Below are 14,779 nucleotides of genomic sequence, written 5' to 3'. Positions count from 1 at the left end.
GGGATCACCTTTCGTCGTGATCGATCTGAGGTGTGGGTCAGGCCGGTGCGAATCCGAAGATGATGTGGCCCTCCTCGTCGGGTAACCGGCCGAGCAGGGTCGTGCGGCCCGCCACTGTGCCCGGCTCCGGGCTGGCGATGTCCAGGGTGGCCGCCGCCCACCATTTCGTCTTCGCGTCCCAGGCGGTCATGAGCAAGGATTTCTCGTCGTACCAGCCGACATTGCCGTACGGCCGATCAGCGTAGAGGCGGTTCGCGGGATACGCCCCGAGGAGTTCTCCCTGCCGCGAGCCCCAGACACACACCTGGTCGTCATCGCGCCCTCGGGGACAGTGGGTCACCATTCGTTCTTCCGATGGCGAGAATGCTCCCATTCCGTACTGCCCGAGCAGTCCGACCCGTTCGAACGCCCGTTCCTTCCGGCCCTTGACGCTGAAGAACCGGACGTCGAGCGGTTCTTCCTGCCCGAAGTTACCGGCTACGCTGCCGTCTGGTCCCCACTGGTAGGGAGCGGTGGAGCCCAGAGCGAGAACCGTGGGCTTCATGGCGGGCAGGCTGACCATCACGGCGTCCGCCCCGCGCGGATAGTTGTACTTACCTCTCGCGTCGACCGGAGCCTCCGTGAAGAGCAATGTCGTGCTCGTCCTGTTCCATTGCAGGTTTGTGGCGAATACGGTGCCCGGTACGTCGATGACCTTTCTCTTCGCGCCTGCTCGATCCATGACGACCACGTCGGCGCCGGGCACCGTGCGCATGTCGACGCCCGCGATCCACCTGCCGTCGGGGGAGACCGCGACGTCCAGGTAGTCGCTCCCGAAGCCCACGGGAGTCGCGAAGCACCGGCGATCGGGCTGCCACAGATATGTCCTCGGATTCGGGTGGTCCCCTTTCGGAGGTTCGAACCCGATCACCGTCGTCGGCCCCGTGAGGTCGTGGAGCAGACTGATGCGGGAGTCGGGGAACCGGGTGGCTCTGCCCGGCCGTCCGGTCCGCGAGACCTCGGATCCTCCCCGTTCATCGGCCGGACACGCGCCGGTGGTCGAGAGGCGAGCCGTCATCGCCGGGAGGAAGGTGACGGCCAAGACGACGACGAGAGCGGCGGTGACGACGGCCGCACGTCGCGTGAAGCGCGGGCGGGATCGACGGAATCCCGGTTCCGCCCTCGACGGCGGGACCTCGGCACCCTTCGGCGGCGTCTCCACGGAACCCCGGTACGCGCGGTTCCGCCCCAGAACGAGTGCGCCGCCGTCGTCCCGGGTGCTGAGGTGCGGCTGCGGCAGGCCGCGGCTGCGCATCTCTCGCCGGACGGTCGCGAAGACCGAACGCACGTCGAGGTACGGCCCCGCTCCGGGAATCCCGTTCTCCAGAGCCGAGATCAGGGCTCCGCTGAACGCCGTGTGGCGGTCCCCGGGATTCGCCCGGGCCCTGGCGTAGTCGGAGGTCGCCGTGAGCACGCAGGCGCCTTCGATGGGAGCCTGATGCGCGAGTTCCCGGTCCTCCTCCGAACCGTCGAGATAGGCGTTCGAGTGCGCGCGGCCGGAGTAGCAGCAGTCCAGGATGACGATCTTGCGCCGCGAGCCGGCGCTGCGCACCGCACGGCGGACCTCCTCGTACGGGAGCGCAGTGAAGTGTTCCCGTCTTTTCGTTCCCGGTAGGGCGAGCAGCAGACTGTCGTTGTCGTCCTCGTCCAGAAAGCCGTGTCCGACGTAGTAGACGACCAGGGTGTCGGTGGCCTGGCCCGCCACCTCGTGGATCTGGCTGAGTACGGCGTTGCGGCTCAATCCGCGCTTTCCATCCAGGACCGCGACATTGCGGTCTGGGATTCCCCAAATCATCTCATCGCAGAAAATGGTCCTCAGTCGCCGTAAATTGGTGGGTGCGGCGGGAATCCGCGCGAAGTCCACGAATGAGGAGAATCCAATGAGAATCAGACGGGACTGGGCGGGATCAGGTATCGCCACCTCGGGGCCCCTCGAGCGCGCGTACGACCCGTTCCAGCTCTTCCCTCGAACTGCCCTGCAGCTCGATGCGCACTCCCTCTCTCTCGACGGAGACCGTCCACTTCGTCGACCGGCCGTCCCTCCAGGCGGCGATCGAGACGAGTAACGCGCCGAGCGCACCGGCGCCGTCGACGACCGCCAGGATCGCGTCGAGACCGGGTCCGAGCTCGTCAGCCGCCGGAGGATCGCCTTCGCAGGCCGACAGCTTCGCCAGCCGGCTCAGGTCGGGGTCATGCCTGAGGGCCCGGTACAGGGCCCTGGTCTCCGCGCCGGTGTCGGCTTCGACCCGAATGAGGAAATTCGCCATAGCCGGGGACCCCCCTTTTCATCTCACACCCCGCTCACACGGCCTCTCCATGCGTGGCTGTCGCCCGACGAGTAAAACAGAAGAAATGACCCCGCGTCTGCTCTCCGGAAATCCCCGTCGTCGAGATTGATGCATCACCAGATATCGCGGTGAACCAGGAATTGATCGCTTTTCGAACCGATTGGTGAGCGCTCGGCCGCATCGCGTGCCGGTCGGCGCCGACGGCGGGACCGGTGTACGCGGGCGGGGCGGGGGTCACCGGAGCGGGCGGCCTTCGCGGCGGTCGCCGCGCAGGTGCAGGTAGGCGCGCTCGATGCGGCCGACCAGCCGCCCCGCGCCGTACGCCGGGAGGCTCCAGACGCCGTCGACCTGGACCAGGCGCACCCCGGGGGAGTCGAGCCACCTCAGCACGCACTCGGTCTCCTCGGCGCTGGCGGCGGGGGTCGGGCCGGGGCCCGGTGTCACCGTCTCGGCCGTGGCGACCAGCGCGTCCACGTACGGCGTGGGGTGGGCGCCCCGCGGCATGACGCCGGCCGCGGCGAGCCTGCCGTACCGGATGACGTGGATGTCCCAACCTCCGCCGAAGGCGGGGCTGGCCGCGACCATCTGGGAGATGCCGGTCAGTGAGCGCAGGCGCTGCATGCGCGCCGCGGCCCGGACGTAGGCCGCGAGCCGGTCGCGGTCGACGGCCGCCTCCTCGTACCGCTGCTCGGCCGCCAGGCGCCGCATGCGCGCCTCCATCGCGGAGAAGACGACCTCGGCGTCCTGCTCCATGGCGTGCCTGGCGCGGCCGGCGTGCCGGGAGTAGGTCTCCTCGCTCTCCCGTCCCTCGCAGGGCGCGCCGCAGCGGCCGATCTCCGCGAGCGCGCAGGCCGGCCGCCGCACCCGGGCCGACAGCCGTTCGGTGCACTGGCGCAGCGGCAGCGCCTCGTGCATGGCCGTGCGCGCGTCGTCGGCCGTGCGGCTGCTGCCGAACGGCCCGAGGTAGGCCGCCCCGTCGTCGCGCACCTCCCGGACGACGCTGAGCCGCGGGAACGGCTCGTTCGTCAGCTTCAGCCAGACCACCCGCTCCGGGAAGCGGGACCTCCTGTTGTAGCGGGGCTTGGTCGCCCCGATCATCCGCAACTCCCGGATCTCCGCCTCCAGGGCGGTCGCGCAGACGATGGTCCTGACCCGCTCGGCGATGCCGACCATCTCGCGGATGCGCGACCGCGTCTCGCTCGCGGTGAAGTAGCTGCGCACCCGGTTGCGCAGGTTGGAGCTCTTGCCGATGTACAGCGCCTCGCCCCTGGCGTCCTCGAAGACGTACACGCCCGGCGCACCGGGCACGCCGTCGGCGAGGTGCCGCTTGCGCTGCTGCTCCTGCGTGGGGGCGCGCACGAAGCCGCGCAGCTCCTCCAGTGTGTGCACGCCGAGCGAGCCGACCCGGGCGATGAGGCCGTGCAGCACGTCGACCGTGGCCTTGGCGTCGGCCAGCGCCCGGTGGCAGGGCTCGGTGGAGCTGCGGAAGACGCGCGCGAGGGTGGCGAGCTTGCAGTTGGGGGTCTCGTCGCGGGTGAGCACCCGGCGCGCGAGGTCGGCCGTGTCCACGACGGGGTTGACCGGGGGCGGGTAGCCGCCCGCCTGGCAGGCCGCCTTAAGGAACGACATGTCGAACGGCGCGTTGTGCGCCACCAGCGCCGCCCCCGCGATGAACTCCAGGAAGCTCGGCAGCACCTCGGGAAACTTCGGCGCGGCCATGACCATCGCGTCGGTGATGCCGGTGAGCACGGAGATGAACGGCGGGATCGGGCCGCCGGGGTCGACCAGCGTGGCGAACTCGCCGATCACCTCGCCGCCGCGGACCTTCACCGCCCCGATCTCCGTGATGGCGTGCTCCGCGGCCGATCCGCCGGTGGTCTCCAGGTCGAAGACGACGAACGTCACCTCCCGCAGGGGAGTGCCGAGCTCGTCCAGCGTGCCCTGTACCGCGTCCACGCAAAGACCATAAAGATTCCGACCGACATTTGCCCTCCCGGGCGGTGCGGGAGCGGGCCTCGGGGCGGTCCGGCCGTCCGGTCCACCTGGCCGGACCGCCCGGGAGGGAACTGGCCGGACCGCCCCGGGAGGGGGCTAGCCGAAGGTCACGACGAGGCGGCCGTCGGAGGCGAAGGACCAGCGCGGGGCGCCCCGGTAGGAGGAGCAGCGGGACCCGTTCGAGCCGGACCAGAACTGGTTCGAGCTGTCGGAGTTGCCGACGATCTTGTCGTTCGATCCGCTGCCGCTGCGGCACGAGGTGTTGTTGCGGAACACCGAGGTGCCCGCGTCGAAGGAGTAGTTGCGTTCGGCGTTGTCGACGCCGACGTTGTCCGAGATCGTCATCGTGCCGGGGTTGCGGTTGTAGGTGAACCCGTGGTGGCCGTTGTGATAGGCGATGTTGCGGCGGATGACGTGGTTGACCCCGATGTCCTCGCCGCCGAGCTTGTAGCCGTTGCGGTCGCCGTTGCCGGCCTGGCTGCCGTCGGTGAGGGTGCCGTTGTTGTAGGCCAGCGAGTCCTCGATGGTGACCGGCCCGATGGCTCCGGTGTCCGTCTTGGTGTAGAGGTCCCAGCCGTCGTCGATGTTGTTGTGGGAGACGTCGTAGCGGAAGACGTTGCCGTTGCCGACGGTGAGCTTCGCGGCGAAGCCGTCGGCGTCCTCGCCGTCGGAGTCGGCGTTGTCGTGCGACTCCGAGCTCACGACGAGGTTGTTGGACGGCCACTGGGCGCGGGGGGTGTCGGAGGCGATCCGGCCGAGTTGCAGCCCGGTGTCCCGGTTGAACCGCGTCACCGTGCGCTCGATGATGTTGTTGCTGCCGCCGACGTAGATCCCGTTGTCACCGGCGCGCTGGACGACGATCCCGTAGACGTGCCAGTACGACCCGTTCAGGGCGAGTCCCCGGTTCGACGAGGACTGGCTCTGCGCCGAGAAGTTCAGCACCGGGGTCTCGCCGGGGTAGGCGGACAGCTTCTTGCGGGCGCTCGACGTGCCGTTGTTCCCCGCCGCGATGGTGACCGTCTGCGAGAGGTTGTACGTCCCGCCGCGCAGGTAGATCGTCCCGCCGGCGGCGACGCGGGTGATCGCCGAAGCGAGCGTCGTCGGGTCCGAGATCGTCCCGGACGCGCCGGCGGAGCCGCTCGGCGACACGTACAGCGCGGAGCCGGACGGCCCCGTGGGCGTGGACGTGGGCGTGGACGTCGGAGTCGACGTGGGGGTCGAGGTGGGTGTCGACGTCGGGGTCGACGACGGCGTCCATGTAGGGGTGGCCTGGGGGGTGCGCGTGGGGGTCGCGCTCGGGCTGACCTTGATGGTGGTGCAGGTGACGCCGTTCAGGGTGAACGAGGTCGGGTTGGGGTTGGCGCCGGACCAGGTGCCGTTGAAGCCGATCAGCACCGAGTCACCGGTGGCGATGGCGGCGTTGTAGTCCACGTTCGTGGCGGTGACGTTCTGCCCGCTCTGGCTGTAGGTGGCCGACCAGCCGACGTCGACCTTCTGGCCGGGGTCGAGGAAGGCGAACCCGAGGGTCCAGCCGTTGATCGCGCTGCCCGAGTTCTGGATCGTGATGCTCGCGCTGAACCCGTGCCACCACTCGCCGGCGGTGTAGGTCACGGCGCAACCGGTCGCGGCCTGGGCGGGCGCCGTGGCGACCAGCGCCGCCGCGGCGAAGGTGACCGCCGCCGCCCCGGCGGCCAGGCGAGCCACACGGGCCCGGGGGATGGTGGGGCGCATCGAATCTCCTCAGTGACGTGTGACGCCGTGCCGAGGCCCGGGAGGTGCCCGCCCCGACCGGCGACGGCCGGTCGGCCCCCCGCCGCCGCGGAGCCGCGTTCGAAGTGCCCGTACCGTAAGTTTCACCAGGGGGTTAGTCAACGCGTCAAACTTATTCCGCGCAGTGTGCTGTGGGAACGCCTGAAACGAGCGGCCCGTTCTTTCATTTCCCGCCCGCCAGGGGCCGAAGGCGGGCGGGCGCGCGTCAGGCTCCGGGCCCGGGGGAGGCGGCGGGGGACGCCCGCCACTCGCGCGCCAGCATCCCGTAGATCAGTTCGTCGCTCCACGCGCCGGCGAAGAACTCGTTCTCAACCAGACGGGCCTCCAGGCGCATGCCGAGCCGTTCCATCAACCGGGCGGACGAGGTGTTGCGCGCGTCGCAGTTGCCGTGGATCCGGTGCAGCCCGAGGCCCTCGAACCCGATGCGGAGAATCTCCCGGGCCGCCTCCGTCGCGAGGCCCCGGCCCTGGCAGGCCGGGTTGAAGACGAAGCCGATCTCGCCCTGGCGGTGCTCCCGGCTGCGCAGGAACAACGTGAGGTCCCCGATCACCGGCCCTCCGCCGCTCAGCGCGACGGCCACGCTGAGCGCGTCGCCGTCCGCGCCGAGACTCCCGCAGGCGATCTTCCGGTCGAGCGCCGCCTTCGTCTCCTCCCGCGTACGGGCGTCCCAGTAGAGGTAACGCGTGACCTCGGGAAGCGAGTGGAAGGCGTGCAGGTCGTCGAGGTCCGCCTCCGTGAAGGGACGCAGGACCAGCCGGGGGGTGATGATCGGGTAAGGCGGGGTGAACACGCCGACGAGCGTACGGACCGGACCGCGGCACGCGCCAGCGGACCGCCGCCCGGCCCGGTGACAGATCATGAACAGGACATGGACACGGTGCGACGGCCGTACCCTTGAAGAAGGACAAGAACAGAGGACTGTCTCGCAGATCTTGCCGCGTGAGGGGCGCCGGACCGGCGCGCCGCGAGGCCTCGCCTCGTGGAGCCCGGTCCCGGATTCTCACACCGGGGGCGACAGCACCGCGAGGCGCCGCCGGGCGATCCCGGCCGGCGACAGGTCTGCAGGACACGGCCGAGGAGCGACGAGATGAGTTCAGCCGGAGAAGGCCTGTCTCGTCCGTTGCCGGAGCAGGTCCGCTTACACGTGGTGGAGGTCGCGGCGCAGGTGCTGGGCACGATGCCCGCCGCGTCCGTGCCGCCGCCGCTGCGCGGCATCGCCAGGTTCGACCCGCGCAAGCGCGCCCGCCTGGGCAGCGCGCCGATCGCGGCCCAGCTGGAGAACGACAAGGAGTTCCGCGAGCAGGTCGCCGAGGCGCTGGAGGCGGCCTGGCCCGAGCTGGTGGCGAGTCTCGCCGAGGGGACGGTGCCGCCGGCGGCCGAGCCGGTGCTGGTCGCGGCGGCGGCCTATCTGACCCGGCCGCCCGGCTGGCCGGACCTGGTCGAGCAGGCGCGGGCCGACCTGGAGCAGTCGGCCGCGGCGGGCACGCAGCGGGAGCAGGCGGAGACGCGGCTGCGCGAGCAGCTCGCGGCGCAGCGCGCGTCCGCCAAGGAGGAGATCGACCGGGTTCGCGAGCAGCTCAAGGCGGCCCGCGCGGAGAACTCCGACCTGAGACGCAAGCTGCACGACGCGCGTGAGCGGGTCAAGGCGGCCGAGGCCAGGGCGGCCGAGCTGGAGGCCGAGACGGCCGAGGCGCGAGCCAGGTCGGCGAGCGCCAACGGCGCGGCGGAGACCGAGCTGCGCAGGCTCAGGGAGCGCCTGGCGGACACCGAGCGCCAGCTTGAGGCCAACCGCCGCGCCGCCCGCGAGGGCCGCAGCATGGAGGACGCCCGCGTACGGGTGCTGCTGGACGCCCTGCAGGACGCTGCCGCGGGGCTGCGCAAGGAGCTCGGCCTGCCGACCACCATCAACAGACCGGCCGACTACGTGAGCGCGATCGTGCCGGGCGAGCCCGGCGTGACGGCGGTGCCCGCGCGGGCGCTGGCGAACGACGACCCCCAGCTCCTCGACCAGCTCCTCGCCCTCCCCAACCTGCACCTGATCGTCGACGGCTACAACGTGACCAAGACCGGCTATCCGTCGCTGACCCTCGCCGACCAGCGCGCCCGCCTGCTCACCGGGCTGGGCGGCCTCGCCGTGCAGGCGCGCGTGGAAGTGACGTGCGTCTTCGACGGCGCCGAGCTGAACGGGCCCGTGCAGGTCTCCGCGCCGCGCGGGGTGCGGGTGATGTTCAGCGCGCCCGGCGAGATCGCCGACGACCTGATCCGCACGCTCGTGCGCGCCGAGCCGCCGGGGCGCGGCATCGCCGTCGTCTCCTCCGACCGCGAGGTGGCCGAGTCCGTGCGCCGCATGGGCGCCCGGCCGGTGCCCTCGCTCCTGCTGCTGCGGCGTCTCGGCCGCGGCTGATCCCGGCCGGCACGCTCCGTACGAGAGCCGATCCGGTGAGTGATGACTGCCGCGAATAGCTGCGAATAGGTTGAAGCGTCAAGATCGCCTAGATAGAGTCGCGCCGCAGGTTTCGTTGATCCCGAGGGGGCCCGAGTGCAAGGGCGTGTGCCGGTGGCCGCCGTTTTGGCCGCCGTGGTCCTGCTGACGCCGCTGACGGGCGCGCAGGCCGATCCAAAGCCCACCCTTGCCCAGGCCAAGGCGAAGCTGAACCGGCTGAACGCGCAGGCGGACAAACTCGTGGACCGCTACAACGCGGCCAGTGAGAAGTGGAAGTCGGCCAGGAAGAAGTACCTGGCGCTGAACGACGACTACAAGAAGCAGAACGCGCGGGTCGAGGCGCTGCGCTCGGGGCTGGTGACGATGGCGGTCAGCAGCTACCAGGTGGGCGGCATCGGGACGTGGGGCGTCTTCTACAACCCCGATCCCGACACCATGCTCAGCGGTCTCGCCACGTACAACCACATCTCCGCCGAGCGCATCGGGCGGCTCCAGCAGTACGAGGGCGCGATCCAGGGCCTGAAGGACCGGCGGAACGAGACGAAGACCGTCTACGCCGAGGCCACCAAGGTCAGGGACGAGCTCGCCGACGAGAAGAAGAAGGTCGACAAGCTCGTCAACGAGCAGATGAAGCTGCTCCGCTCGCTCGGCACCTACAACCCCGGCAACCCCAACAGCGCGGGCGTCGCCTACAAGGGCCCGGCGTCGGGTAACGCCCTGTCGGCGCTCCAGTTCGCCTACAAGCAGGTCGGCAAGCCGTACCGCTACGGGGGGAGCGGGCCGGACTCCTGGGACTGCTCCGGCCTCGTCCAGGCCTCCTGGGCGGCGGGAGGGGTCAGCCTGCCGCGTACGAGCTACGAGCAGTGGGCGTGGGGCGCGAGCCGCCGCGTGTCGCTCGACGCGCTCCAGGCGGGCGATCTGCTCTTCCACGCGGGCTTCGGCCACGTGGGCCTGTACGCGGGGGACGGCAAGGTCGTCCACGCTCCGCAGACCGGCGACGTTGTGAAGATTGTCACACTGGCGGACTACCACGCGATCGGCGCCGTCCGCCCCTGAGCCCGCGATGTGATCTTTGTTCCGGCTGTGAGCTAAGTGCCTTATTTGGACATTGCGATGGCTGATGTGAGCAGAGTCACACTTGGTCTTCTGTGACGTGGGTAAGCTGCGGTTTCTCGCGCGCGGCCGTCGTTATCCGATCTTTATGCGCCGGGATGGCTTTGCCGGGAGCCGCCTGATCTGGGTAGCTTCTGGGCCGCGGTGAGCACGCCTCGCCGCGGCGAGCCCGGTCCGGCCGGCCGGGCCCGCGTCATCCACCGTCGCCGGCGCCGTCCGTCTACTTGCTCCCCCAGGGGATTTCGGGCGCCGACGACCTGCCGAGTCCGTGCAGTCAGGAGGCACGGAGCCGGGGAACCATCGACCTTCCTCGCGAAGGTCCGGGGTGAATCGGCGCGTCCACGCGCCGTAGGGCGACTTCCCCGCCCGAACCCGTCAGCTAACCCGGTAGGCGTACGCGGAAGATCCAAGGAGAGATCCTGTCTACCACCCCCGCTAGCCTGTCCCGCCTTGCCCGAATTGCCCTTGGGGGTGCCGCTTTGACGGCATCCGTGGGAGTCGCCGGTGCGCAGCCGGCGTCGGCAGACCCGGTGACGGTCACGGTCATCAAGGTGACCACGGAGACGAACACGAGGGCCGCCACCACCGCGGCGGCCAAGAAGGCCACGAAGAAGGCGGCCGTCAAGCGGAAGAAGCTCAGCCGGGCCGCGCTCCAGCTGGCCAAGGCGCAGCGAGCGGTCAGGACCGCGAGGAAGCACATCGGCGACCCCTACCGCTACGGGGCCAGCGGTCCCGGCTCGTTCGACTGCTCGGGCCTGGTCACCTACGCCTGGCGCAAGGCCGGCGTACGGCTGCCGCGCACGACGTGGTCCATCCGCAGCGCCGTACGGAAGAAGGTGTCCTGGGGCCACTTCAAGCCCGGCGACCTCATCTTCACCAGCGGCGGCGGCCACGTCGGCATGTACGTCGGGCACGGCAGGATGATCCACGCCCCGCACAGCGGCACGCGGGTCAGGATCGACAGGCTCGACTCCTACCGCAGGGCGACCTTCGTGGGCGCCGTACGCCCCGGCGCCTGATCCGTCCCCCCGGTGCCGAGCCCGTCGTCGCCGGCACCGCTCCACGGCTCCGTTCCCCTTCACAGGTGGGCGGAGCCGTGGCGTTCCCTCGTTACGATGCTCCCCATGGCCTCGGTCCCGCCGGCGCCGCGCCCGCCCATCCCGTACGGCAGGCCCTCGCGAGCGCCGAGGGCCTGGTGAGGACGCGCGGCGGACGGTCGGCGTCCGTGGCCGTCGTGCTGGCCGCGCTGCTGGCCGGTACGGCCGCCGCCGCACCGCCCGACCCCCTGTCGCCCCTGCTGTCCCAGGCCCGCGTCGCCGTGCGCGAGCAGCCCGGCATGTGGACGGGGGCCTCCGTCGCCCGCGGCGAGCGCGCCGTCGTCGTCGGCGCGCCGCGAAGGCTGGTCGCCGAGGTCGCCCGGCTGGCCGGCCGGGCCGACCGCACGGTCACGAGGGTCTGGGGAGAGCACGGCGGCGCGGTGATCCTCGTGCCCCGCACGGAGGAGCAGGCGGCCGTCCTGGCCGCCCCCGCGGTGGTCGGCGGTCTGGCGGCCGTCGCGACCGGCGACCGGGTGATCGTGCAGCCCGCCGCGTTCGCCCGCCTGTCCGCGATCGGCCGCCAGGTCGTCGTGACCCACGAGCTCACGCACGTCGCGGCCTCCGGGCCCCGCACGGTGCCGATGTGGCTCCTGGAGGGCTTCGCCGACTACGTGGGCTACCTCGACAGCGGCCTGCCCGTTCATGTGGTCGCGGCCGAACTCGCCGCGGAGCTGGCCGCGGACCCGCGGGCCGGCGGCGGAGCCGGAGCGGAAGGCGCCCCACAGGCCGGCACCGAGGCCGGTACTGCGCCCGGCGCCGAGGCCGGTACCGGGGCCGGCGCGGCGGCCGGGACGCCCCTGGCCCGCCTGCCGGAACCCGCGGACTTCGCCGCCAGGCCCGCCCAGGCGTACGAGGAGGCCTGGCTGGCCTGCCGTTACATCGCCGCCCGCTTCGGCGAGCGGAGGCTGGTCGCCCTCTACCGTGCCGCGCTGCGCGAGGACGCCGACGCCGCGCTGCGGAACGTCCTCGGGCTGACCACCGCCGAGCTGACCCGCCTCTGGCGGTCCTCCGTACGGGCCGAGCTGGCCCGGTCCTGATCACGGCCCTGATTCCGGTCCTGGTTCCGGGGCGGGCGAGCGGCGGGAGGGGCCTGCGAGAATGCGATCTCGGGCGGGCCGCGTGGCCGTGGACCGCCCGCCGCGCCGATACCGGGGGTGAGGATGGCGAACAGGACGTTGATCGTCACGAACGACTTCCCGCCCAGACCGGGAGGCATCCAGGCGTTCGTGCACGGCCTCGCCTCCCGCAGGCCGCCCGGCTCGGTCGTCGTGTACGCGCCGCGGTGGAAGGGGTGCGAGGAGTTCGACGCCCGCCAGCCGTACGAGGTGGTCCGTCATCCCTCGACCCTCATGCTGCCGACGCGCGCGGTGGCGGGCAGGGCGGCGGCGCTGGTCGAGGACGGCGCCACCGTCGTCTTCGGCGCCGCCGCGCCGCTCGGCCTGCTCGCTCCCGCCCTGCGTGCCGCCGGCGCGGCGCGGATCGTCATGCTGACGCACGGGCACGAGGCGTCCTGGGCGCGGCTGCCCGGCGCCCGCGGCGTGCTGCGCCGGATCGGGACGGGCGCCGACGTCGTGACCTACCTCGGCGAGTACACGCGCGGCCTGCTCGCCCCGGTGATCCCGGCGCCCCGGCTCGTACGGCTCGCTCCGGGCGTGGACACCGGCGCCTTCCGTCCCGGCGCGGGCGGAGAGCGCGTCCGGGCGGCGCTCGGCCTGGGAGACCGGCCGGTGGTCGTCTGCGTCTCCCGGCTGGTGCCCCGCAAGGGGCAGGACGTCCTGCTGCGAGCCTGGCCGCACGTCCTGCGGCGGGTGCCCGGAGCGGTGCTGCTGCTGGTCGGCGGGGGGCCCTCGCGGCGGTCGCTGGAGCGGGCGGTCGCCGGCGCCGGGCCGCGCGGGTCGGTGGTGATCACCGGGTCGGTCCCGTGGGCCGATCTCCCGGCCCACTACGACGCGGGAGACGTGTTCGCCATGCCGTGCCGCAGCAGGTTCGGAGGGCTCGACGCCGAAGGGCTCGGCATCGTCTACCTGGAGGCGTCGGCCACCGGGCTGCCGGTGGTCGCCGGTTCCTCGGGAGGCGCACCCGACGCCGTACTGCACGGCGAGACCGGCCTGGTGGTCGACGGAAGGTCGCACACGGCGGTGGCCGGCGCGCTGTGCGACCTGCTGGCCGACCCGGCCCGCGCCCGCGCGATGGGCGAGCGGGGCCGGGCCTGGATCGAGGAGGAGTGGGGCTGGGAACGCGTCGCGGCCCGGTTCGCCGCGCTGCTGTGACAGGCCCCTTGAGAGCCGGTGTGAGAGCCGCCGCGACGGCCGCCCGCGGCCGGTGAGGGTGGGCGGGTCCGTGCTCGTGTCCGTGGTTCGTGTCGGTGGTTCGTGTCGGTGGTTCGTGTTCGCGGCCGGTGAGCGCGGCCTGCGACCGGGGCTGCCCAGCGGAGAGCCCTCAGCCGGTGAAGACCTCCACCAGCAGGAGCCCGTTCAGCGCGCTGATCACGGCGGCGACGGCGACACCGGCGGCGGTGGTCGCCCGGCGGTTGACCAGATCGCCCATGAGGGCGCGGCGGGCGGTGAACACGACGAGCGGGACCAGGGCGAACGGGATGCCGAACGACAGCGCGACCTGACTCAGGACGAGCGCACGGGTGGGGTCCATCCCCGCGGCCAGGATCGCCATGGCCGGAAGGACCGTGACCAGTCGGCGCGCCAGAAGCGGCACGCGGCGGCGCAGGAAGCCCGCCATGATCACCTGTCCGGCGTACGTGCCGACGCTGGAGGAGGCCAGGCCGGAGGCGAGCAGGGCGAGCGCGAAAGCGACGGCCGCCCCGGGGCCGAGGGTCTCGCCGAGCCCGGCGTGGACGGCCTCCAGCCCCGCGAGATCGCTCCCGTCGAAGGTCGCGGCGGCGACGGTGAGCATCGCCATGTTCACCAGCCCCGCCGTGCCGAGCGCGACGGCGATGTCGACGCGGCTGGCCTGGAGGGCCGCCCGGCGCGGGTCCCAGGCACCGCGGTTCCGGGCGAGGGCTCGGGGCCGCTCGGTGAGAGCCTCATGGTGCTGAGTGACGGCCGCGTGGTGTCGTGTGACGGCCCCGTGGTGCTGTGTGAGAGCTCTTCCCTGGTGCTGGGTCAGCGCGGAGTGCAGGTAGACGACGTGCGGCATGACGGTCGCTCCGACGATCCCGGTCGCCAGCAGCAGGCTGTCCGGCCCGGCGAGGCGGGGCACGAAGCCGCCCGCCACGCCCGCGAGGGACCCCGACAGCATCACCTGGTAGGCGAAACCGGCCAGCACCACGGCGAGCATCACCGCCACGGTCACCTCGAACCGGCGGCGTCCGCGCGGCGCCATCAGGAGCAGCAGCGAGGAGACCAGCGCGGTGATCGCGGCGGCGGGCAGCAGCGGCACGCCGAACAGCAGGTTCAGCGCGACCGCCCCGCCGATGAACTCGGCCAGGTCGGTGGCGACCGCGACCATCTCGGCCTGCGCCCACAGCAGCAGGCTCACCGGCCGCGGCAGGTGGTCGCGGCACAGTTCGGGAAGGTTGCGGCCGGTGGCGATGCCGAGCTTGGCCGACAGCGCCTGCACGAACATGGCCAGCACGTTCGCGACGGCGATCACCCAGAGCAGCATGGTCCCGTAGCGCGCCCCGCCGGACATGTTGGTCGCGAAGTTGCCGGGGTCGACGTACGCCACGGCGACGACGAACGCGGGACCGCACAGACCGGCCAGCCGCGCCAGGCGTCCCGGCGACGGCGGCTGTTCCGCCGCCGTGCCAGCGGAGACGGTCTGTACGGACCCTGACCCGGACCCGGGCATCGACGCGGGAGCGGGAGCGGGCATGGGCGTGCTACGGCGGTGGTCGGGCAAGGGAAGCCTCGCTGAGGAGAGGTCTGGACGGTGGCGACGCCTCACCTGTCCCGGCGTCGCGCCGGGACCGGCGGAGGCGGTTCGGGCGAGGAGGCGGAGGCCGGTGCCGCCCGGCTTTGGCAGTCCCGCGCGACGCGGACGATGTCCGCGCTGCCGCCCGCCACCGATCGCGGGTG

Annotated in this window: 11 protein-coding genes and 1 riboswitch; of the genes, 5 read left to right on the top strand and 6 right to left on the bottom strand. The window is 72.0% G+C overall.

Features of this window, described 5'->3' with window-relative positions; all coding sequences use genetic code 11:
* Positions 1-37: 37 nt before the first annotated feature.
* The 5 genes from HHX40_RS01620 to HHX40_RS01600 form a co-directional block, all read right to left on the bottom strand.
* A complete protein-coding gene (locus HHX40_RS01620) occupies positions 38-1,903 on the bottom strand; it encodes a caspase family protein (protein WP_182879137.1) in 1,866 nt (621 codons plus the stop codon).
* Between the two features lie 43 nt (positions 1,904-1,946).
* Entirely contained in the window at positions 1,947-2,306 is a 360-nt protein-coding gene (locus HHX40_RS01615; RefSeq protein WP_182879136.1) for an effector-associated constant component EACC1, read from the bottom strand.
* A gap of 255 nt (positions 2,307-2,561) precedes the next feature.
* The gene (locus HHX40_RS01610) at positions 2,562-4,283 is read right to left on the bottom strand and encodes a DEDD exonuclease domain-containing protein (protein WP_182879135.1); all 1,722 of its coding nucleotides are present in this window, start codon (positions 4,281-4,283) and stop codon (positions 2,562-2,564) included.
* A 135-nt stretch (positions 4,284-4,418) separates the two neighbouring features.
* Positions 4,419-6,053: a cellulose binding domain-containing protein gene (locus HHX40_RS01605; protein ID WP_182879134.1), complete on the bottom strand. Its 1,635-nt coding sequence runs from the start codon at positions 6,051-6,053 to the stop codon at positions 4,419-4,421.
* Positions 6,054-6,297: 244 nt separating this feature from the next.
* Positions 6,298-6,882: a GNAT family N-acetyltransferase gene (locus HHX40_RS01600; RefSeq protein ID WP_182879133.1), complete on the bottom strand. Its 585-nt coding sequence runs from the start codon at positions 6,880-6,882 to the stop codon at positions 6,298-6,300.
* Positions 6,883-7,179: 297 nt separating this feature from the next.
* Here HHX40_RS01600 and HHX40_RS01595 point away from each other — a divergent pair, with 297 nt between their 5' ends.
* From HHX40_RS01595 to HHX40_RS01575, 5 genes are all read left to right on the top strand, one after another.
* Positions 7,180-8,496: an NYN domain-containing protein gene (locus tag HHX40_RS01595; protein WP_182879132.1), complete on the top strand. Its 1,317-nt coding sequence runs from the start codon at positions 7,180-7,182 to the stop codon at positions 8,494-8,496.
* 135 nt (positions 8,497-8,631) lie between these two features.
* Positions 8,632-9,591 (top strand): C40 family peptidase, encoded by a 960-nt coding sequence (locus tag HHX40_RS01590; protein ID WP_182879131.1) that lies wholly within the window; start codon positions 8,632-8,634, stop codon positions 9,589-9,591.
* A 305-nt stretch (positions 9,592-9,896) separates the two neighbouring features.
* A riboswitch (cyclic di-AMP (ydaO/yuaA leader) is annotated at positions 9,897-10,057 on the top strand.
* Between the two features lie 70 nt (positions 10,058-10,127).
* On the top strand, positions 10,128-10,667 hold the full coding sequence (locus HHX40_RS01585) for a C40 family peptidase (protein WP_182879130.1): 540 nt from the start codon (positions 10,128-10,130) through the stop codon (positions 10,665-10,667).
* Positions 10,668-10,744: 77 nt separating this feature from the next.
* Positions 10,745-11,782: a hypothetical protein gene (locus tag HHX40_RS01580; protein ID WP_182879129.1), complete on the top strand. Its 1,038-nt coding sequence runs from the start codon at positions 10,745-10,747 to the stop codon at positions 11,780-11,782.
* Positions 11,783-11,905: 123 nt separating this feature from the next.
* Positions 11,906-13,015: a glycosyltransferase family 4 protein gene (locus HHX40_RS01575; protein WP_182879128.1), complete on the top strand. Its 1,110-nt coding sequence runs from the start codon at positions 11,906-11,908 to the stop codon at positions 13,013-13,015.
* A 169-nt stretch (positions 13,016-13,184) separates the two neighbouring features.
* Here HHX40_RS01575 and HHX40_RS01570 read toward each other — a convergent pair whose 3' ends face one another.
* Positions 13,185-14,576 (bottom strand): Nramp family divalent metal transporter, encoded by a 1,392-nt coding sequence (locus HHX40_RS01570; protein WP_259403198.1) that lies wholly within the window; start codon positions 14,574-14,576, stop codon positions 13,185-13,187.
* Positions 14,577-14,779: the final 203 nt, after the last annotated feature.

The organism is Microbispora sp. H10949 (assembly GCF_014161435.1).
Taxonomy (GTDB): domain Bacteria; phylum Actinomycetota; class Actinomycetes; order Streptosporangiales; family Streptosporangiaceae; genus Microbispora; species Microbispora triticiradicis.
The sequence above is the reverse complement of the archived record's forward strand: the minus strand, read 5'-3'. Positions and strand labels throughout refer to the sequence as shown.